This is a genomic window from Streptomyces sp. NRRL S-1813, assembly GCF_000719605.1.
Classification (GTDB): Bacteria; Actinomycetota; Actinomycetes; order Streptomycetales; family Streptomycetaceae; genus Streptomyces; species Streptomyces decoyicus.
Genome location: NZ_JOHB01000026.1, coordinates 1 through 19,515, shown reverse-complemented (window position 1 = coordinate 19,515; position 19,515 = coordinate 1). Strand labels below are relative to the sequence as shown.

The 19,515-nt window shown below is 69.4% G+C and carries 18 protein-coding genes and 1 tRNA gene; 10 read left to right on the top strand and 9 right to left on the bottom strand.

The window, feature by feature from the left end; genetic code table 11:
* Positions 1–78: 78 nt before the first annotated feature.
* A complete protein-coding gene (locus IF67_RS0128770) occupies positions 79–798 on the bottom strand; it encodes a DUF5324 family protein (protein WP_030990559.1) in 720 nt (239 codons plus the stop codon).
* Positions 799–1,187: 389 nt separating this feature from the next.
* On the opposite strand from IF67_RS0128770, the gene IF67_RS0128765 reads away from it, so the two are divergent.
* The gene (locus IF67_RS0128765; RefSeq protein ID WP_030990558.1) at positions 1,188–1,715 is read left to right on the top strand and encodes a peptidylprolyl isomerase; all 528 of its coding nucleotides are present in this window, start codon (positions 1,188–1,190) and stop codon (positions 1,713–1,715) included.
* Between the two features lie 143 nt (positions 1,716–1,858).
* Positions 1,859–2,767: a rhomboid family intramembrane serine protease gene (locus IF67_RS0128760; RefSeq protein ID WP_030990556.1), complete on the top strand. Its 909-nt coding sequence runs from the start codon at positions 1,859–1,861 to the stop codon at positions 2,765–2,767.
* 236 nt (positions 2,768–3,003) lie between these two features.
* Here the strand turns inward: IF67_RS0128760 and crgA are convergent, their stop codons facing one another.
* A complete protein-coding gene (gene crgA, locus IF67_RS0128755) occupies positions 3,004–3,258 on the bottom strand; it encodes a cell division protein CrgA (RefSeq protein ID WP_018092078.1) in 255 nt (84 codons plus the stop codon).
* 180 nt (positions 3,259–3,438) lie between these two features.
* Here crgA and IF67_RS0128750 point away from each other — a divergent pair, with 180 nt between their 5' ends.
* The 6 genes from IF67_RS0128750 (at position 3,439) to IF67_RS0128725 (ending at position 8,127) form a co-directional block, all read left to right on the top strand.
* Entirely contained in the window at positions 3,439–4,209 is a 771-nt protein-coding gene (locus tag IF67_RS0128750) for a DUF881 domain-containing protein (protein WP_030990554.1), read from the top strand.
* A 37-nt stretch (positions 4,210–4,246) separates the two neighbouring features.
* The gene (locus tag IF67_RS0128745) at positions 4,247–4,987 is read left to right on the top strand and encodes a class E sortase (protein WP_030990552.1); all 741 of its coding nucleotides are present in this window, start codon (positions 4,247–4,249) and stop codon (positions 4,985–4,987) included.
* Positions 4,988–5,068: 81 nt separating this feature from the next.
* Complete coding sequence (locus IF67_RS44400) at positions 5,069–5,245, top strand: hypothetical protein (protein WP_006604449.1); 177 nt, start codon at positions 5,069–5,071, stop codon at positions 5,243–5,245.
* On the top strand, positions 5,242–5,898 hold the full coding sequence (locus IF67_RS0128735; RefSeq protein ID WP_030990550.1) for an aminodeoxychorismate/anthranilate synthase component II: 657 nt from the start codon (positions 5,242–5,244) through the stop codon (positions 5,896–5,898). The genes IF67_RS44400 and IF67_RS0128735 overlap by 4 nt, the downstream gene beginning before the upstream one ends.
* Complete coding sequence (locus tag IF67_RS0128730) at positions 5,895–7,361, top strand: class E sortase (protein WP_030990549.1); 1,467 nt, start codon at positions 5,895–5,897, stop codon at positions 7,359–7,361. Before IF67_RS0128735 ends, IF67_RS0128730 begins: the two co-directional genes overlap by 4 nt.
* Before the next feature lie 25 nt (positions 7,362–7,386).
* Positions 7,387–8,127, top strand: coding sequence for a class E sortase (locus tag IF67_RS0128725; RefSeq protein WP_030990547.1), 741 nt, complete (start codon positions 7,387–7,389; stop codon positions 8,125–8,127).
* A gap of 256 nt (positions 8,128–8,383) precedes the next feature.
* Here IF67_RS0128725 and pknB read toward each other — a convergent pair whose 3' ends face one another.
* From pknB to IF67_RS0128695, 6 genes are all read right to left on the bottom strand, one after another.
* Positions 8,384–10,378, bottom strand: coding sequence for a Stk1 family PASTA domain-containing Ser/Thr kinase (gene pknB / locus IF67_RS0128720; protein ID WP_030990545.1), 1,995 nt, complete (start codon positions 10,376–10,378; stop codon positions 8,384–8,386).
* A 146-nt stretch (positions 10,379–10,524) separates the two neighbouring features.
* Positions 10,525–11,994: a peptidoglycan D,D-transpeptidase FtsI family protein gene (locus tag IF67_RS0128715; protein ID WP_030990543.1), complete on the bottom strand. Its 1,470-nt coding sequence runs from the start codon at positions 11,992–11,994 to the stop codon at positions 10,525–10,527.
* Positions 11,991–13,373, bottom strand: coding sequence for an FtsW/RodA/SpoVE family cell cycle protein (locus IF67_RS0128710; RefSeq protein WP_030075665.1), 1,383 nt, complete (start codon positions 13,371–13,373; stop codon positions 11,991–11,993). Before IF67_RS0128710 ends, IF67_RS0128715 begins: the two co-directional genes overlap by 4 nt.
* A gap of 23 nt (positions 13,374–13,396) precedes the next feature.
* On the bottom strand, positions 13,397–14,983 hold the full coding sequence (locus IF67_RS0128705; protein WP_030990541.1) for a PP2C family protein-serine/threonine phosphatase: 1,587 nt from the start codon (positions 14,981–14,983) through the stop codon (positions 13,397–13,399).
* A gap of 132 nt (positions 14,984–15,115) precedes the next feature.
* Entirely contained in the window at positions 15,116–15,646 is a 531-nt protein-coding gene (locus IF67_RS0128700; protein WP_030990539.1) for an FHA domain-containing protein FhaB/FipA, read from the bottom strand.
* 10 nt (positions 15,647–15,656) lie between these two features.
* Entirely contained in the window at positions 15,657–16,484 is an 828-nt protein-coding gene (locus IF67_RS0128695) for an FhaA domain-containing protein (protein WP_030990537.1), read from the bottom strand.
* Between the two features lie 534 nt (positions 16,485–17,018).
* Between IF67_RS0128695 and IF67_RS0128690 the strand changes: the two genes are divergently transcribed.
* A tRNA-Leu gene (locus IF67_RS0128690) sits at positions 17,019–17,102 on the top strand.
* Between the two features lie 132 nt (positions 17,103–17,234).
* On the opposite strand, the gene IF67_RS0128685 is transcribed toward IF67_RS0128690, so the two are convergent.
* Positions 17,235–18,206 (bottom strand): LysR family transcriptional regulator, encoded by a 972-nt coding sequence (locus tag IF67_RS0128685; protein WP_030990535.1) that lies wholly within the window; start codon positions 18,204–18,206, stop codon positions 17,235–17,237.
* Positions 18,207–18,309: 103 nt separating this feature from the next.
* Between IF67_RS0128685 and IF67_RS0128680 the strand changes: the two genes are divergently transcribed.
* On the top strand, positions 18,310–19,515 hold a 1,206-nt coding region (locus IF67_RS0128680; protein WP_063754401.1), incomplete at its 3' end, for an MFS transporter.

The window sequence follows — 19,515 nt, the reverse complement described above, 5'->3', positions numbered from 1 at the left end:
TCCTACGCGACCGGGCCGTGCCCGCCGCCCCTCGTACGGGGTGGGGACACGGCCCGGTGATGGTGCGGCGGTCCGCGGTCAGGCGGTGGTGCCGCCGCCGCGTTCGTCGGCCTCCGCCTCGGCCTGCTTGGCCTGGATGTCGGGGTCGAGCGAGGCGCCCTCGCTGCCGTCGACCGCGCTCAGCCGTCCGCGGTCGCTGACCTCGGTGGGGGCCGGCGGCTCGACCAGCCAGTCCGGGTTGGCCTGCTTGTCCCACCACTTCCAGGCGGCGACCGCACCGCCGGCCAGGATGCCCAGCACGGCGAGGCGTTTGGCGAGCTTCCCGCACTTGGCCCGCCGGCTGTGCTTCTTCTGGAGCTTGGCGATCTCGGCGGCCGTCACCTGGCCGCGGAGTGCGGCGAGCGCGGCGGTACCGCGGGCCAGCGCTTCCTCGCGTACGGGTTCGGCCGCGGCACGTGCGTGAGTCACGGCGTGCTCCAGCCGCGGTGCCGTGTAGTCGGCCGCCTGGCGGGCCGCCTTACGGGTCCGGCAGGCCGCCCGGGTCGCGGCCGCGTCCACCTTGGGCGGCAGCGTGCCACGGGCGTGCTCGATACGGGGGTGCAGATGGGTGTCGTACTGCGCACGTGCCTGGTGGGCGGCCTCGGCCACCTTGGGAGCCGCTCGCGTCCGGGCCTCGTGAGCGAAATGCACGGCGGCGTCCTTGGCCGTACCGGCATAAGGAGCTACCACCTCCGCGGCGTGCCGCACGCTGTCCTTGGCCGTACCGGTCGCGGCGCGCACGCTGTCCTTGCGGGTCACGGGATCCTCCTCCTCGGTGGCGTGTCCGGGGCTTGGGGGGCTGGTCCCCCATGTCTGCTGTGTCGCCTGTCCACCCGTTTGAAGATCATGCCCGCTCATGCGCCGTACGGCATGTGCGAGCGGGCATCCGGGTCATTGCGGACCTTCCGGAGCCTTCTTGACGACAATGCCACGATTCGCCGCTCCGGGCGCAGGAAATCAGCACGAAAGATGTCAGGAAGCGGGGACCGGCCGACATGCACGAGGCCGTGTGCGGCTCGTGGGGGCGGTCGTGGCCGGGCGAGGGTGAAAACGGCGCGAAGGTCTGTGCGGGGCCGTGGTCGGACAACTGGAGGGCCGGTCCGTGCGAGGATCGGGAACCGTCAGCGAAGACTTATGGAAGGTAGATCGTGGCTGAGCAGCTCTACGCCACCCTGAAGACGAATCAGGGCGACATCGAGATTCGGCTCCTGCCGAACCATGCACCCAAGACGGTCAAGAACTTCGTCGAGCTCGCCAAGGGTGAGCGGGAGTGGACCCACCCGGCGACCGGCAAGAAGTCCACGGACCGGCTGTACGACGGCACCGTCTTCCACCGGGTGATCAGCGGTTTCATGATCCAGGGCGGCGACCCGCTGGGCAACGGCACCGGCGGCCCCGGTTACGAGTTCGGGGACGAGTTCCACCCCGACCTGGCCTTCAACAAGCCGTACCTGCTGGCCATGGCCAACGCCGGTCCGGGCACGAACGGCTCGCAGTTCTTCGTCACCGTCGGGTCGACCGCGTGGCTGACCGGCAAGCACACCATCTTCGGTGAGGTCAGCAACGAGGCGAGCAAGAAGGTCGTCGACGCCATCGCCGGCACCCAGACCAACCCGCGCACCGACCGTCCCGTCCAGGACGTCGTCATCGAGTCGGTGGTCGTCGAGACCCGCTGAGCCGCCTCTTGCGCCCCGGCCAGGTCCGGGGAACCATTGCGCCCCGCCCGGTCGTACATCAGGCGGGGCGCGAGGCTCGTCCAGGGCCGGGCGGGCGGGTGGAGCGTGGAAGCGCCCGGACGGAGAAGAGGACGAGGGGACGGATGGACCAGGTGCCAGGCAGCCCACAGAAGCCGCAGGACGCGCAGGGAAATAACGGCCTGCCGGGCTGCTACCGCCACCCGGATCGCCCGACCGGCATCTGCTGTACCCGCTGTGACAAGCCGATATGCCCCGAGTGCATGGTCAGCGCCTCGGTCGGCTTCCAGTGCCCGGACTGTGTACGCGGCGGCAGCGGCACCGGCCATGCGCCGCAGGCGACGGCGCCGCGCACGATCGCGGGCGGCACGATCGCGGCCGATCCGCGGCTGGTCACCAAGATCCTGCTGGGCCTGAACCTCGCCGTCTTCGTCGCCGTGCTGGCGACCGGCGACGAGCTGGTCAACCGGCTCGATCTGCTCGGGCTGGCCTTCGACCCGGGCCGCGGCGAGCTCGTCGGCGTCGCCGAGGGCGAGTGGTACCGCCTGCTGACCGCGATGTTCCTGCACCAGCAGATCGCGCACATCGCCTTCAACATGCTGTCGCTGTGGTGGCTGGGGCCGCCCCTGGAAGCGGCGCTCGGCCGGCTGCGGTTCATCGCGCTCTATATGCTCTCCGGCCTGGGCGGCAGCGCGCTGTCGTATCTTCTCGCCGCGCAGAACCAGCCCTCGCTGGGGGCCTCCGGCGCGATCTTCGGGCTGCTCGGCGCCACGGCGATACTGCTGCGGCGGCTGAATTACGACATGAAGCCCGTGCTGATCCTGCTCGGCCTCAACCTGGTCTTCACGTTCCTGTGGCCGAACATCGCCTGGCAGGCCCATGTCGGCGGCCTGGTCGTGGGTGCCGCGGTGGCGTTCGGGATGGTGCACGCGCCGCGTGACCGCCGGACCCTGGTGCAGGCCGCGACGTGTGTGGTCGCGCTGCTCGCGGTCGGCGCGGTGGTGTGGGTACGGACCGTTGGGCTGGTGAGCTGAGGAGCCCGTCGCGTCAAGTTGTCCACAGTACGTGGCCGATCTTGTGCATGCTGTGCGGGACGCCCGTGGCGGACCGCCCTGACCTGCGTTTCCCCAGTAAGGATGCGGGCAGACGCAGGCCGGGCGGGGGTGCCGCCGATCACACCGGCGTCAACCGCCGGAAGGTTATCCACAGATCTTCTGAAGTTTTCCCCGGCTGTGGATAACCGTGTGGATGGCCTTGGGCAGGGCTTGCGCTACTTCCACTGGGTGGATACGCCGAAGCCCACCGCGATGAAGCCGAAGCCGCACACGATGTTCCAGTTGCCCATGGCCGCGATCGGCAGATCGCCCTCGGACACGTAGAACATCACGATCCACACCAACCCGATCAGGAACATCGCCAGCATCAGCGGCGCCACCCACCCGCGGCCTGAGCTCATCTTCAGGTTGGTGGTCTTCGCCGGCGGCGGCGTGAAGTCGTCCTTCTTGCGGATCCGTGACTTCGGCACGAGGAACTCTCCTGTCGATGCGCTGCTCCCCCGCCCCCGACCAGCGCGAGCGGGCGGTTCCCCCATCCGCGGGGAGGTACGAGATGTGTGCCGGGGCACGGACGCGGTGGGGAGCGGATTCCTTTTCCCGGGCGTCCGTTAGCGTAGTGCTTCCGCGGCGCCGTAAGGAGTAAGGGTACGTTGAGCAATTCCGCTGACTCCCCCGACCGCCCCACTCGTCCCCGTCTGCGGCCCGTGCGGTTTCTCACCCTCATTGTGTTCGCGCTCGCCGGACTGCTGTTCTGGCTGAGCTTCGACACCGCGCGGGGCACGAATCTGCGCTCGGACGACTCGATGCTGCGGCTGTCCGACCTCATCCAGGAACGCAGCCACAAAAACGGCTCCCAGGACGACCGCAACGCCACCCTGCGGCAGGATGTCGACGCCCTAGCGCGGCGCGACAACGGCCACTCCAAGGCCGAGGAAGCCAAGGTCAAGGGGCTGGAGAAGAGTGCGGGCACCAAGCCGGTGAAGGGCCAGGGCGTGACGGTCACCCTCACCGACGCCCCGCCGAACGCCGCCGCCAAAATCCCCGGCGTGCCCGAGCCGCAGCCCAACGACCTGGTCATCCACCAGCAGGACCTACAGGCCGTGGTGAACGCCCTGTGGCAGGGCGGCGCCAAGGGCATCAAGGTCATGGACCAGCGGCTGATCTCCACCAGCGCGGTGCGCTGTGTCGGCAACACCCTGATCCTCCAGGGCCGGGTCTACTCCCCGCCGTACAAGGTCACCGCCGTCGGCGACCGCGAGGCCCTCACCAACGCGCTGACAGCCTCCCCCGCCATCCAGAACTACCTCCAGTACGTGAACGCCTACGGCCTGGGCTGGAAAGTCGACCAGCACGAAGCGGTGACTCTTCCCGGCTACTCCGGCACAGTGGATCTCCACTACGCACAGCCTGTGAAGCCGTAGCCCGCACGCCGCGGGGCGGCGGGAGGGGCGGGGCAGGATGACGCTGCGGGGCCGGAGAACGGTGCGGTGGATCGTGCGGACGCTCAGCGAAATCTGCGTCACCGTCGGCGCACTGATCGTGCTGTTCGTGGTCTATGTCCTCTTCTGGACCGGCGTACGGGCCGACAACGCCATGGACGGCGAGATCGGCAAGCTCCAGGACCAGTGGTCCACGGGCTCCGTCACCGGCCCCGGCGGCAAGCAGCCCCCCGACCGGAAGCCGGCCCCCGGCAGCACGTCCGCACCGGCCGAGCCGCCCCGCCGCTACACACCGGGCGCTTCCTTCGCCGTCATGTACATCCCGCGCCTGGGCGCCGACTGGGCCAAGCCCGTGCTCGAAGGCACCGCGACCGATGTCCTCAAGCGCGGCCTCGGCCACTACGACCGCACCGCGCGCCTGGGCCAGACCGGCAACTTCTCCGTCGCCGGCCACCGCCGCACCTACGGCGACCCTTTCAAGGACTTCCCGCGGCTGCGCCCCGGCGACGCCGTGGTGCTGACCGACGGGACGACCTGGTTCACCTACCGCATCGACAACCGGCCCTATACGACGCTGCCCACCGACATCGGGGTGATCGACCCCGTACCGCGGAAATCCGGCTTCAACGGCCCCGGACGCTATCTCACGCTGACCACCTGCGAGCCGGAATGGGGCCACAGCCACCGGCTGATCGCCTGGGCACACCTGGATTCCACCCAACCCGCGGCGCAGGGAAGGCCATCGGCTTTGACCGGCTGACCCACCTGTGCCCGCCCTCGCCCCTTACTCTGGTGTCGCAATCGACATCGTCATCGGCATCGGCAAGGGGACAGCGACAGCATGTACGGCTGGATCTGGCGGCATCTGCCGGGCAACACGTGGGTGAAGGCGCTGATTTCACTGGTGCTCGCGCTGGCGGTCGTCTTCGTACTCTTCCAGTACGTCTTTCCGTGGGCGGAGCCCTTGCTCCCCTTCAATGACGTCACTGTCGACCAAGGGATGGCAGCCGTCCGATGACCGCACGGATTCTCGTCGTCGACAACTACGACAGCTTCGTCTTCAACCTCGTCCAGTACCTCTACCAGCTGGGTGCCGAATGTGAGGTGCTGCGCAACGACGAGGTCGCGCCGCGGCACGCTCAGGACGGCTTCGACGGAGTGCTGCTGTCGCCCGGTCCCGGCACTCCCGAGCAGGCCGGCGTCTGCGTCGACATGGTCCGGCACTGCGCGGAGACCGGCGTCCCGGTCTTCGGAGTGTGCCTGGGCATGCAGTCGATGGCGGTCGCGTACGGCGGTGTGGTGGACCGTGCGCCGGAGCTGCTGCACGGCAAGACCTCGTTCGTCACCCACGAAGGCGCCGGCGTCTTCTCCGGTCTGCCGTCCCCCTTCACCGCCACCCGCTATCACTCCCTGTCCGTCGAAACGGCCACCGTCCCCGACGAGCTGGTCGTCACCGCCTGGACGGTGTCCGAGGATGCCCCCGGCGGACGGATCGCCATGGGCCTGCGGCACCGCGAACTTCCGGTCGAGGGCGTGCAGTTCCACCCCGAATCGGTCCTGACGGAGTGGGGGCACCTGATGCTCGCCAACTGGCTCGTCGAGTGCGGCGACAAGGGGGCGGTGGAGCGCTCTACGGGGCTGGCCCCGGTGGTCGGCAAGGCCGGCACGTGACCGACCTACGCCCCGAGCGCGAAGGGAGATCCTACGAGCCGAACGACCCGCAGCAGTCGTACGCGCCGCAGGAGCCGCACGGACAGGATCCGCACGGGCACCCCGATGCGTTCGAGGCGGCAGTGGAGCAGCTCGACGACCCGTTGAACGATCCGCTGCCGGGTCAGGCGTCACCGGCGCCCGCGCCCGGTCCGTACGGGCAGCCGGGCCGGGGGCGACGGCGGGGCAAGGCGGCTCAGGAGGGCGGGGGACAGGGCTCTCCGTGGTTCCGCCCGCATCTGGAGCCGGAACGCCCGTCCCGGCCGGACCGCCCGTCGTACGGCGCCGAGACGGCCGCCTACGGCCAGGGATATGGCTCGGGCCATGACTCCCGCCCCGCGTCGACCGAGCCGATACCCCAGACCTATGCCGCGCCGGAGGCACCGGTACCGCCTGCCCCCGCGCCGTCCGTGCGTCCCGCTCCGGCCGCGGCAGCTGTCCCCACGCCGTGGCTGGACGACAACGAGACCATGGCGCTGCGTCAGGCCGAGGAGCCCGGCGGCGAGACCGTTTCACGTGAAACCGAGGACTCGGTTTCACGTGAAACCGAGACGTCGGATGCGGCGAACCCGGCCTCCGGAGGGAGAGCGGCCCGGCGGAAGGCCGCTCAGGAGGCCGCCAAACGGGGCGGCAGGCGCGGTCGCCACAGTGGCGCGGTCGCCACCGCAGAGGCTGCTGCGACCGCATCTGAAGCGGCGTCCGCCCCCATGTCCCGGCTGGAGGCCCGGCAGGCCGCGCGAGCCGCCAAGGACAGCCCCAGCCTGATTGCCAGCCGCGCGCTGGGCGAAGTGTTCATCACCCTCGGCGTGCTGATGCTGCTGTTCGTCACCTATCAGCTGTGGTGGACGAATGTGATGGCCGAGCAGGAGGCGGGCGGCGCCGCCAACACCCTTCAGCACGAGTGGGACAAGGGCGGCGGCGAGAAGAAGAATCTCGCGGACGGTGAGCGCTTCGGGATCATGTATATCCCCAAGCTGGATGTGAAGGCGCCGATAGCCGAGGGGATCGACAAGCACAGAGTGCTGGACCACGGCATGGTCGGGCACTACGACAAGAACAGCGGGATCAAGACGGCGATGCCCTGGGACAAGAAGGGCAACTTCGCGGTGGCGGCCCATCGCAACACTCACGGTGAGCCGTTCCGCTACGTCAACCGCCTCACCAAGGGCGACAAGATCGTTGTTGAGACCAAGAGCGCGTACTACACGTACGAGATGGAGAGCATCCTCCCGCAGACGTCTCCGAGCAACACCAGCGTGATCGGCCCCGTGCCGCCCGGTTCGGGATTCACCGGGCCCGGCCGCTACATCACCCTGACGACATGTACTCCGGAGTTCACCAGTACCTTCCGGATGATCGTCTGGGGCAAAATGGTCGACGAGCGGCCGCGGAGCAAGGGCAAACCGGATGCGCTCGCCGGCTGAGCCAACATAAGAGGGGTGCAACGCGGTGACCGCAACCGGAACCGACGAGGAGTGCGACCGGGCCGCGCCGCCAGCCAAGCCGCGCCGTGTGCGCAGGACCATCGCCGCCGTCATCAGCGTCATCGGCGAGCTGCTGATCACCGCCGGGCTGATCCTGGGCCTGTTCGTCGCCTACTCGCTCTGGTGGACCAACGTCCTCGCCGACCGCGAAGCGCACAAGCAGGGCGACCAGGTGCGTCAGCACTGGGCGGACAGCGGGCCCAAGGGGCCGGGGAAGCTGGACACCAAGGACGGCATCGGCTTCCTGCACGTACCGGTGATGAACAACGGCGAGGTACTGGTCGAGAAGGGCACCGACTCCGAGATCCTCAACGAGGGGGTGGCCGGTTACTACACCAAGCCGGTCAAGTCGGCGCTGCCCAAGGACAAGAAGGGCAACTTCACCCTCGCCGCGCACCGTGACGGCCACGGCGCGAAATTCCACCACATCGACAAGCTCAAGGACGGCGACCCGATCGTCTTCGAGACCAAGGACACCTGGTACGTCTACAAGGTCTTCGCGACGCTGCCCGAGACCTCGAAGTACAACGTGGACGTCCTCGACGACATCCCGAAGGAATCCGGCAAGCACAAGGCGGGCCGCTACATCACCCTGACGACCTGCACCCCGGTCTTCACCTCGAACTACCGCTACGTCGTCTGGGGCGAGCTGGAGCGCACCGAGAAGGTCGACGCGGACCGCACGCCGCCGAAGGAACTCCGCTAGCGCAGGTCCGGCGCGCGCCAGAGCCCCTCAGGGCCAGGACCTGAGGGGCTCTGGCGCGCCGGGCGGGGGCGGCCGGGGGTGTGGACCGTCGCACTGAACACACCGCGTAATGGCGGGGTGACCGCTGCCGGTGAAAGGAACCCCGAAGCGGCGAGATGCCACGGCGGTCGTTCGGCGCACGAGGGGCACGGTAAGGCGAGAGCCCCGGCCGCCTTGAAGGCTGCCGGGGCTCCGCGTCGCTTCCGTACGGGGACCGCTAGCCGTCGCCTCCGAACGGTCCGCCGATGAAGCCGCCGTTGCCATTGCCCCCGTTGCCGCCACCATCAACGGTCGTCAGCGTCACGGTGGTGGACTTGGGGTCCGACGGTGTGTTCGCCGGTGGATCCTGGGTGATCACGCGGGCGTTGTCGTCCTGCGAACTGCCGCCGGCGAGCTGGATGTTGGTGAACCCGGCCTGCTGGAGCGCCTGCTTCGCGTCCTTCAGGGTCTGGCCGACCACACCCGGGACCGGTGTCTGAGCCCCTGCCTTGCCGACCGTGAGAGTCACCGTGGAGCCGATCTTGGCTTGGGTGTTGCCAACGGGGCTCTGGTCGAGCACCTTGCCGACCTGGTTCGGGTCGGGGACTTCCTGCTCGCTCTTGCTGACCTTGAAGCCGTTGTCGGTCAGCTGCTTCTCGGCGGCCGCGAAGTCCTGGCCCTTGACGTCCGGGACGTTCCGCTTGGGGGACTCCTGGGCGATGGTCAGCGTGATCTCGGTGTTCTTGGTCGCCTCGCTCTGGCCCGGGGGGTCCTGGTCGATCACGGTGCCCGGCGTGCGGTCGGAGACCTTCTGGGTCTGCTTGACCTTGTCGAAGCCCTTGCGGCCGAGCTCGTCGGCCGCCTTCTGGAACGTGAGGCCCTTGACGTCCGGAACCGTGACCTTGGTGGCACCCGAGCACAGCGTGACGGTCACCGTCTCGTTCTTGTCGATCTCTCTGCCGGCTGCCGGCTCCTGGGAGGTGACCTGGCCCTTCTTGACGTTGTCGCAGGACTTGCGGCCGCCCTCGGCGACCTTGAAGGTGCCGTTCCGCCCGTAGGCCTTGGCTTCCTTGAGGGTCTTGCCGACGAGGTTGGGCACCGGAGTGGTGCCGCCGCCCTTGTTGTTGCCGCTGAACATCGCCTTGCCGATGAAGATCGCACCGACCAGGACGAGGACGGCGGCCAGCACCAGCAGGATCGTCGAGGTGTTGCTCTTCTTCTGGCCGCCACCACGGCGCCGGTCGCCGCGATCGTCGTAGCCGTAGCCCCCGTCGTCCGGGTTCATCGGCGGGAGCATGGAGGTCTGGCCGGCCGGGTCCTGCGGCCGCAGCATGGTGGTCGGCTGGTCCTGGTCGTAGCCCGCCGCGCCCATGGCGGAGGTCGCCGCGACCGGCTGGCCGTCCAGCGCCGCCTCGATGTCGGCCCGCATCTCGTCGGCCGACTGATAGCGGTAGTCCGGGTCCTTGACCAGCGCCTTGAGGACGATGGCGTCCATCTCCGGCGTGATCTCGGGGTCGAAGTTGCTCGGCTTCTGCGGCTCCTCGCGGACATGCTGATAGGCCACCGCGACCGGTGAGTCACCGACGAACGGCGGCCGCACGGTGAGCAGCTCGTAGAGCAGACAGCCGGTGGAGTACAGGTCGGAGCGGGCGTCGACCTGCTCACCCTTGGCCTGCTCGGGCGAGAGGTACTGCGCGGTGCCGATGACCGCCGCGGTCTGCGTCATCGTCATACCGGCGTCGCCCATCGCGCGGGCGATGCCGAAGTCCATGACCTTGACCTGGCCGGTGCGCGTCAGCATGACGTTGGCCGGCTTGATGTCGCGGTGGACGATGCCGGCCCGGTGGGAGTACTCCAGCGCCTGGAGGACACCGGTGGTCATCTCCAGCGACCGCTCGGGCAGCAGCTTTCTTCCGGAGTGCAGAAGCTCACGCAGCGTGGAGCCGTCGACGTACTCCATGACGATGTACGGGATCGAGACACCGTCGACGTAGTCCTCGCCGGTGTCGTAGACCGCGACGATCGACGGATGGTTCAGCGAGGCGGCCGACTGGGCCTCACGGCGGAACCGGGCCTGGAAGGACGGGTCACGGGCGAGGTCCACCCGCAGCGTCTTCACAGCTACGGTGCGGCCCAGGCGGGTGTCATGCGCGAGGTACACCTCGGCCATGCCACCGCGGCCGAGCACCGAGCCCAGCTCGTACCGGCCGCCGAGGCGACGCGGCTCTTCCATAAGCTTCTCCAGCCCTCTCCGTCAGTCCCGACCGCACCGGTGTGTGGTCCGGCGGTGTGCTGTCCGGGCATACCGTACCCGGCACGCCGTACCGGACCGGGCCGGAGCCGCAACCTGATACGTGACCGGTATTGGCATGACCCGAGTCACTTCTCGCCTTCGAGTACCGCCTGCATGACGCGCTTTGCGACCGGAGCGGCAAGCTTTCCGCCGGCGATGTCGTCGCGAAGCGTGTCGGATCCCTCAATGACGACGGCGACCGCGACGGGGGTGCCCTTGTCGGTCTTCGCGTAGGAGATGAACCAGGCGTACGGGTTGTCCTTGTTGTTCTCGCCGTGCTGCGCGGTACCGGTCTTGCCGCCGACGGTGACGCCGGGGATCTGGGCGTTGGTTCCCGTGCCCTCCTTGACCACGGTCTCCATGATGCTCTGGACCTTCTGGGCGTTCTCCGGGCTGAGCGGCTGGTCCATCTCCTGCGGCGTGTGCTGCTGCACGACGTTGAGGTTCGGCGCCACCAGCTTGTCGACCATGTACGGCTTCATCAGCTTGCCGCCGTTGGCGACCGCCGAGGCGACCATGGCCATCTGGAGCGGTGTGGCGCGGTTGGAGGCCTGCCCGATGCCCGCCATCGCGTTCTGCGGCCGGTTGTCCTTGGGGAAGATGCTCTCCGAGGCGCGGACCGGAGTGTTGATCCCCGGGTCGTTGAAGCCGAACTTCTCGGCCTCGGCCTTCATCTTCTTGTTGCCGAGGTCCGCGCTGATCTTGCCGAACACCGTGTTGCAGGACACCCGCAGCGCCTCACGCAACGTGGCGTTCTCGCAGGGGATGTTGCCCTCGTTCTTCAGCTCGATACCCGAGGTGTCGGGGAGTGTGTAGGGCAGCGGCGACCGGGTCTTGGAGTCGACGCCGTCGTAGAGCCCGTTCTCCAGCGCCGCCGAGGCCGTGACGACCTTGAACGTGGAGCCGGGCGGGTAGGTCTGGCGCAGCGCCCGGTTGAGCATCGGCTCATCGGGGTCGGCCTTCTTCTGCAGCGCGCTGTACGCCTCGGCGTCCTTGTTGCTCATCCCGGCGAAGGTGGACGGGTCGTACGACGGGGTGCTGGCCAGGGCCAGGATCGCGCCGGTCTCCGGGTTGATCGCGGCGACCGCGCCCTTCTGCGTGCCGAGGCCGTCGAAGGCGGCCTTCTGGGCCTTGGCGTCGAGGGTGGTCACCACGTTGCCGCCCTTCTGCTTGCTGCCGGTGAACATGTCGACCGTGCGGCTGAAGAAGAGCCTGTCGTCGGTGCCGCTGAGGATGCCGTCGTTGAGCTTCTCGAGCTGGTTGGCGTCGAAGGCCTGCGAGGCGTAGCCGGTGACCGGCGCCCACATCTTGCCGTTCTTGTACGTGCGCTTGTACTTGAAGTCGCCGCTGTCGGTGGTCGTGGAGCCGGTGATGGCCTTGCCGTCCACGATGATGTTGCCGCGCGGAGTGCTGTAGCGCTCGATGGCGACCCGGCGGTTGTGCGGGTCGTTCTTGAGGGCGTCACCCTGGACGAACTGCACCCAGTTGACGCGGACCAGCAGAGCGAGGACGAGCAGGCCGCAGAAGATCGCGACCCGGCGCAGGGGCTTGTTCACGGGCGGACCACCTGGGTCATCTCGGCGTCGGTGGACGGGGCAGGAGCCGGCGCCGGGCGGCGCGCGGTGTCGCTGATCCGGAGCAGGATGGCGACCAGTGCCCAGTTGGCGATCACGGACGAGCCACCCTGGGCGAGGAACGGCATCGTCATACCCGTCAGCGGGATCAGGCCCGTCACACCGCCGGCGACGACGAAGACCTGGAGCGCAAAGGCGCCGGACAGGCCGATCGCCAGCAGCTTGCCGAACGGGTCGCGGGCGGCCAGCGCCGTACGGATACCGCGCTCGATCAGCAGGCCGTACAGCAGCAGGATCGCCATCAGCCCGGCGAGCCCGACTTCCTCGCCCACCGTGGCGAGAATGTAGTCGCTCTTCGGCGCGATGCCGAGGATGAGCCGGGAGTAGCCCTGCCCCAGACCGGAGCCGAGGATGCCGCCGGAGCCGAAGGAGTACATCGCCTGGGCGGTTTCGGTGACACCGCCGTTGAGCAGCTCCAGCGGGTTGAGCCAGTTGTGGACACGCGTCTGGACGTGCGACTCGAACGTCGCCACCGCGACCGCGCCGCCGGCGCTGAGCAGCAGACCGAACACGATCCAGCTGGTCCGCTCGGTCGCGACGTACAGCATCACGACGAACAGGCCGAAGAACAGCAGCGAGGTACCCAGGTCGGTCTCGAAGACCAGGATCATCAGGCTCAGCGCCCAGATGACGAGGATCGGACCGAGGTCACGGCCGCGCGGGAGGTAGAGCCCCATGAAGCGGCGGCTGGCCAGCGCCAGCGCGTCCCGCTTCACCATCAGATAGCCGGCGAAGAAGATCGCGATGATGATCTTCGCGAACTCACCGGGCTGAAGCGAGCCGAGACCCGGGATCGTGATCCAGATCTTTGCGCCGTTCACACCGGGGAAGAACACCGGCGCGACCAGCAGCACCAGCGCGACCACCATCGAGATGTAGGTGTAGCGCTGGAGGACGCGGTGGTCCTTGAGGAAGATCAGGATGGCGAGGAAGAAGGCGACGCCGAGGGTCGACCACATCAACTGGTTGGGCGCCATCGCCTTGCCGAGCGAGGGCTCCTGGTCCAGCCGCCAGATGAAGATCAGACCCAGACCGTTGAGCAGGGTGCCGATGGGCAGCATCAGCGGGTCGGCGTACGGCGCCCACTTGCGGACGACGAGATGCGCGACGCCGGCCAGCAGGCCGAGGCCCAGGCTGTAGCCCAGTACGCCGGCCGGAACCGAACCGTCCTTCGCCAGACCGACGTTGACGTACGCGAACACCGGGATCAGCACCGCGAAGATGAGCATCGCCAGTTCGGTGTTGCGGCGGCTCGGGGCTCCGATGGTGCCGATGGTGGTGGTGTTGGTGGTGCTGCTCATAAGATCTACGGCCCCCTACGACCTCACTGCTGGGTGCTGCAATTTCTTTCCAGCTTCTGCTGCTCCTCGGAGGGGGCCTGGCTGGTGGTCGGTGTGGGTTTCGGAGTCACGGTCGCCGCCAGCGTGCCGGCCGTGCCGGCACCGCTCGCGTTGCCCGCCTTGCCGCCGGAACCGGAACTGGCGCTCGGCGAACCGGACGGAGAACCGGGCTTGGACGGCGAACCGGGCTTGGCCGGCGTGCCCGCCTGTCCCTTGCCCGGGTGGCGCGCCGCCTCGCGCTCGGCGGCCTCCCGCTGCTCCTTAGTACGGCAGGCATTGGCCTGTTGACTCAACTCGGTGACTTTTTCGCCCGCCTGCGTGCGGCTGTCGACCGCGATCGTCTCCTTGACCTGGTTGCGCTGGTACGGCGGCAGGTACTTGAGTTCGATCTCGGGGTGATCCTCGTCCACGCCGTTGAGCTTTATCCACGCGAGGTCCTGGCTGATGCCCCGGTAGAGCGCGATGTGGTTGTCCTTGGCACCGACGAAGTACTGGGTCTGCGTCCAGTTGTAGCCCGCGTAGCACCCGCCGCCTACGACGGCCAGCGCCAGCGCGATGAACAGCGACCGCTTGATCCACCTTCCGCGCCGGCGGGGCTTGACGAAGTCCTCGTCGATGAACGCGCCGAACGAACCCTGCGGCGGCCCGACGACGTCCTGGTCCCCGCTGCCGGGCGGCCCGAAGGCACCACCGGGACCGGACGGCGGCCCGCCCGCCCGGCCGAGTTCGGCGGCCCGGGCGGCGGGAGTCTGCATCGTGCTGGGGTCGCTGAGCTGGTTCTGGTTCTCCGCGACGGCGCCGACGATGACCGGGGTGTCGTTGAGCTGTCCCGCCATCGTTTCGTTGCCGTCCACGTCCAGGACGTCGGCGACGATGCAGGTGATGTTGTCGGGTCCGCCACCGCGCAGGGCGAGCTGGATCAGCTCCTGCACCGTCTCGTGCGGCCCGAGGTAGCTGGCGAGGGTCTCTTCCAGCGTCTGGTGGCTGACGACCCCGGACAGTCCGTCCGAGCAGATCAGATACCGGTCGCCGGCCCGCACCTCACGGATCGACAGATCGGGCTCGACATGATCGCCGCTGCCCAGCGCCCGCATCAGCAGCGACCGCTGCGGATGGGTGGTGGCTTCCTCTTCGGTGATCCGGCCCTCGTCGACCAGCCGCTGCACCCACGTGTGGTCCTGGGTGATCTGCGTCAGCACGCCGTCCCGCAGCAGGTACGCACGCGAGTCGCCGACGTGGACGAGGCCGAGCCGCTGTCCGGTCCACAGCAGGGCGGTCAGGGTCGTGCCCATGCCCTCCAGCTGGGGGTCCTCCTCGACCATCACCCGCAGCTGGTCGTTGGCGCGTGTGACGGCCGTGCCCAGCGAGGTGAGGAGGTCGGAGCCGGGGACGTCGTCGTCGAGCTGGACGAGTGTGGAGATCACCTCGGAGGAGGCGACCTCACCGGCGGCCTGGCCGCCCATGCCGTCGGCGATGGCGAGCAGTCGTGGTCCGGCATAGCCGGAGTCCTCGTTGCCCTCGCGGATCATGCCCTTGTGCGATCCGGCGGCGAAGCGCAGTGACAAGCTCATGTGCACCTCACCCGTCGGCTCGGGGTACAGCCGGTCTCGTCGAGCCACACTGCCCACCCTCCGGTCGGGAGCACGCCCGGGTCCGCCGAGTGGACCGTCGCGGCTCGCTCGCTCCGCTCGCTCATTGTCGTACTACTTCCGCAGCTCGATGACGGTCTTGCCGATGCGGATCGGGGCACCCAGCGGAATCGGTGTCGGGGTCGTCAGCCGGGTCCGGTCCAGATACGTGCCGTTGGTGGAACCGAGATCCTCGACGATCCACTGGCCGTCACGGTCCGGGTAGATCCTGGCATGCCTGCTGGACGCGTAGTCATCGTCCAGCACGATCGTGGAGTCGTGCGCACGGCCCAGAGAGATGGTCTGGCCCTGGAGGGCGACGGTGGTGCCGGTCAGCGAGCCCTCGGAGACCACCAGCTTGGTGGGTGCTCCGCGCCGCTGACGATTGTTGCCGCGGCCGCCTTCCTGGCGGCGCTGCTGCTGTTGCTGCGGTGGCGCAGCCTGACGCTGCGGACGCGCTTCTTGTCCGCCGCGCCGGGCGGCACCGCGTTGTGTGACACGCGTGCCGAACAGATCGCTGCGGATGACCTGAACGGCCACGATGACGAACAGCCACAGTACGGCGAGGAAACCCAACCGCATGACCGTGAGGGTCAGCTCTGACATTGCCCCCGCTTCACCCTTCGGCTTGCCGGTAAACGATGGTGGTACTGCCCACGACAATCCGCGAGCCGTCGCGGAGAGTAGCGCGAGTGGTGTGCTGCCCGTCTACCACGATGCCGTTCGTGGAACCCAGATCCTGGATCGTGGGGGGCGTTCCGACCCGGATCTCACAATGACGCCGGGAGACACCCGGGTCGTCGATCCGTACGTCAGCGTCGGTGCTGCGGCCCAGCACGAGCGTCGGGCGCGAGATCTGGTGGCGGTTGCCGTTGATCTCGATCCAGCGCCTGGTCTGCGCGGCGGGCTGCGGTCCTGCACCGGGCGGTGCCGTACGGGGTACGGGCTGCGCGCCGCCGGGAGGCGGGGACGAAGGCATGGGGGGCGGGCTCACGTGGCCGCCGCCGGGACGGCTGCCGCGGGGCGCCGCGGCGCTCCGGTCGGCCGCCGCCGGGGCGTCCTGGGACGAGCTGGAAGCGAGCGTGCGGCTGCGGACGCGGTACAGGCCGGTGTCGAGATCGTCGGCCTTCTCCAGATGGACCTTGATGGAGCCCATGAAGGTGTAGCGCTGCTGCTTCGCGTAGTCGCGGACCATGCTGGAGAGCTCGTCGCCGAGCTGCCCGCTGTAGGGGCTGAGCCGCTCGTAGTCGGGCGTGCTCAGCTCGACGATGAAGTCGTTGGGGACGACCGTGCGGTCGCGGTTCCAGATGGTGGCGTTGTTGTCGCACTCGCGCTGTAGCGCGCCGGCGATCTCAACGGGCTGCACCTCGGACTTGAACACCTTGGCGAAGGTGCCGTTGACGAGACCTTCGAGACGCTGCTCGAAACGCTTCAGTACTCCCACGGGGCACCTCCTTCCTCAGTCTTCGACGGGGTCGTCCTGATCGAGTCGTCCTGATACTGCTTACTGATCGTATCCACGCGTAGGGAAATCGGCTGGTTCCCCTTTCCCGCCTTGAGGACGAGTGTCGCCCCTCACAGGGTTGCCCGGTGCTTGCTTGCTCCTTGCCCACTGCTCGTGCACTGCGATCGTAGATGTGCCCCGCAGACAGTGTCCCGCAACCGCCGACCTCTCCCGCCGGGCGGGGCCGGAGTCGGGCATCGCGCGGTGCCGGACCTGGGCGGCCGGCACGAAGGCGGGCCGGGCGGCCCTGCTCCTGTGGCGGCTACCGCGAGTGTGAACCCTTTGGGCAGTGCTCGGCGAATGACCGAGGCACGGAGGGGTGCCGCCCGGGGCTGCCGCGGGGCGGGGACCGGCGAAAAGGCGTGTGAAGGCACCCCCGTCAGCGTGCTAATGTTCTGGATGTCGGCAGGCGCTCGCACAAGACCCGGACGAAACGGCCCGGATCAGGTGAGAGAATCAACCGGCAGCACCCATGCGCGGGTGGCGGAATAGGCAGACGCGCTGGATTCAGGTTCCAGTGCCCGAAAGGGCGTGGGGGTTCAACTCCCCCCTCGCGCACAGATGAGACCCCCGGTCTCCGGAGAAATCCGGAGACCGGGGGTCTTTCGTTGGGTTCGTCACGCTGTTGTGTATGTCACGGGCGCGGGGCGTCCGCGCGGGACGGCCCGCTCGGCCGGGACCACTTGAGGTCTACGTCACATGTGCGGCATCCGCCGCCCGCGCCGCGGTGCCGACCGCCTTCGTGGCCTCCGTCACGGCGGTACGGAAGGCGTGCACCCGGGCCGTCTCCCGTGCGGTGTGGTGGACCAGGCCCAGGACCGAGTCCGGCAGGCCGGTGACGGGGACGAAGGCGAGGTCGCGGCGGCCGTGGTAGTCGGCGGTGGGCCGGCACAGCAGCATGCCGCCGCGGCCGGCCGCGGCGAGGGTCAGGCCCTCCTGAAGGGTGCTGACGCCGGGGCCGGCGGGTATCGGGCGGCCCCGGGGGGTGGTGGCCGGGGCATGGGCCGCGCGCCAGTACGCGGGCGCGGGAGCGTCCGGGGAGATCAGCGCGACGGTGGCGAGCTCCTCGGCGTCGATCTCCGCGCGGGACGCCAGCGGGTGCCGTACGGAGACGGCGAGGGTCTGCTGCTGGGCGGAGAAGACCGGGCCGAGGGCGAGACCGGGCTCGGCCACCGGCAGCAGCGTGACCGCGACATCGACCGCTCCGCTGCGCAGCGCGCCGAAGGGATCGCAGAGCGGGATCTCGACGATCTCCGTGGCGCACCCCGGGTGGCGACGGTGGAAGAGGTCGATGGCCTGCATGATCCGGTCGTCCGCGGTGCCCTGGAAGCCGATCGTCAGGCGGCCCTCGATGCCGCGGGCGGCGCTGCGGGCGCTGTCCACGGTGGCGCGCAGTGCCTCGTAGGCGGGGCGCAGGGACGTACGGAACTGCTCACCGAGCGGGGTGAGGCGGACGCGGCGGCTGGTGCGGTCCACGAGCCGGGCGCCGATCCGGGATTCGAGGGCGCGCAGGAGCTGGCTGACGCGGCTCTGCGAGACGTACAGACGCTCACCGGTACGGCCGAAGTGCAGCTCCTCGGAGAGCACGAGAAAGCACTCCAGCTCGCGGAGTTCGAGGCCGGGGGCGCGGTGGCCGGCGGTCGTGGCGGGCGGGCCGCTCATGGGTGTCCTTCGGGGGCGTCGGTGGTGGATCGATGAGTCCTGCTCATAGAAGGGTGAGGAGTTGGCCGTTGTTCCCCCGGGGGCGCGGGCGTTGGCTGGGGGCATGACGGACATCGAGGGTGGCACGGCGGCACGGACGGCCGAAGCGGCGGCGAGAACAGGAGAGTTGGGGCGGAGGACGGGCGGGGGCTGGCCGGCGGTGGGGGCGCTGGCGGCCGCGACGTTCACGGTGGTGACGTCGGAGATGCTGCCGGTGGGGCTGTTGACGCCGATCGGCCGGGAACTGCGGGTCTCGGACGGGACGGCGGGGCTGACGCTGACGGTCACCGGGCTGGTCGCCGCGGTGGCGGCGCCGTTGGTGACGCTGCTGGTGGGGAGGCGGGACCGGCGGGTGGTGCTGGCCGTTCTGACGGGCGCGCTCGCGGTGGCGAATCTCCTCGCGGCGTATGCGCCGAATGTCGGGGTGCTGCTGGCGGCGCGGGTGCTGGTGGGGCTGGGGATGGGCGGGGTGTGGGCGATCGCGGCGGGGCTGGCGGTACGGCTGGTGCCCGCGCGGAGGGTGGCGGCGGCGACTTCGCTGGTCTTCAGTGGGGTGGCGGCGGCCTCGGTGCTGGGGGTGCCGGCCGGTGCCCTCGTGGGTGAACTGGGCGGCTGGCGCACGCCGTTCGTGGCGATGGCCGCGGTCTGCGGGGCGGTGGCCATCGCGCTGGCCGTACTGCTGCCGCCGCTGCCGGAGGCCACCGTGGTGCGGCTGAAGGGCGTGCTGGGACTGCTGGGCGACGCGCCTGTACGGACCGGGCTCCTGGTGGTGGCGTTCCTGGTCACGGGGCACTTCGCGGCGTACACGTATGTGCGGCCGGTGCTCGAGGAGGTGGCCGGCGCGGGGGCGGGGCAGATCAGCACGCTGCTGCTGGCCTTCGGCGTCGCGGGCCTGGCCGGGAACTTCGCGGCCGGTGCCGGGGCGGCGCGCTCGCCGCGGGCGGCGTTGCTGGTGCTCTGCGGGGTGCTCGCGGGGGCGGTGTTGCTGCTGCCGCTGCTGGGGCGTGGCGCGGGGGTGCCGGGCGCGGCGGCCCTGGTCGCGGTATGGGGGCTGGCCTACGGGGGCGTCTCGGTCAGTACCCAGAGCTGGCTGATGGCGGCCGCGCCGGCCGCGCGGGAGGCGGCGTCCGCCCTGTTCGTGGCGGTGTTCAACGGGGCCATCGCGCTGGGTGCGCTGGCCGGCGGGCGGGCCGCGGACGGCTGGGGCGTGGTCGGCGTGATGTGGCTGGGCGGTGCGCCCGCGGTGGGGGCGCTGGTGACGGTGGGGGTG

Excerpts from the sequence above, each read along its gene's own strand:
- IF67_RS0128760 (WP_030990556.1), top strand. The coding sequence starts at position 1,859 with ATGGACCAGGTGCCAGGCAGCCCACAGAAGCCGCAGGACGCGCAGGGA.
- IF67_RS0128745 (WP_030990552.1), top strand. The coding sequence starts at position 4,247 with ATGACGCTGCGGGGCCGGAGAACGGTGCGGTGGATCGTGCGGACGCTC.
- IF67_RS44400 (WP_006604449.1), top strand. The coding sequence starts at position 5,069 with ATGTACGGCTGGATCTGGCGGCATCTGCCGGGCAACACGTGGGTGAAG.
- IF67_RS0128735 (WP_030990550.1), top strand. The coding sequence starts at position 5,242 with ATGACCGCACGGATTCTCGTCGTCGACAACTACGACAGCTTCGTCTTC.
- pknB (WP_030990545.1), bottom strand. The coding sequence starts at position 10,378 with ATGGAAGAGCCGCGTCGCCTCGGCGGCCGGTACGAGCTGGGCTCGGTG.
- IF67_RS0128710 (WP_030075665.1), bottom strand. The coding sequence starts at position 13,373 with ATGAGCAGCACCACCAACACCACCACCATCGGCACCATCGGAGCCCCG.
- IF67_RS0128705 (WP_030990541.1), bottom strand. The coding sequence starts at position 14,983 with ATGAGCTTGTCACTGCGCTTCGCCGCCGGATCGCACAAGGGCATGATC.
- IF67_RS0128700 (WP_030990539.1), bottom strand. The coding sequence starts at position 15,646 with ATGTCAGAGCTGACCCTCACGGTCATGCGGTTGGGTTTCCTCGCCGTA.
- IF67_RS0128685 (WP_030990535.1), bottom strand. The coding sequence starts at position 18,206 with ATGAGCGGCCCGCCCGCCACGACCGCCGGCCACCGCGCCCCCGGCCTC.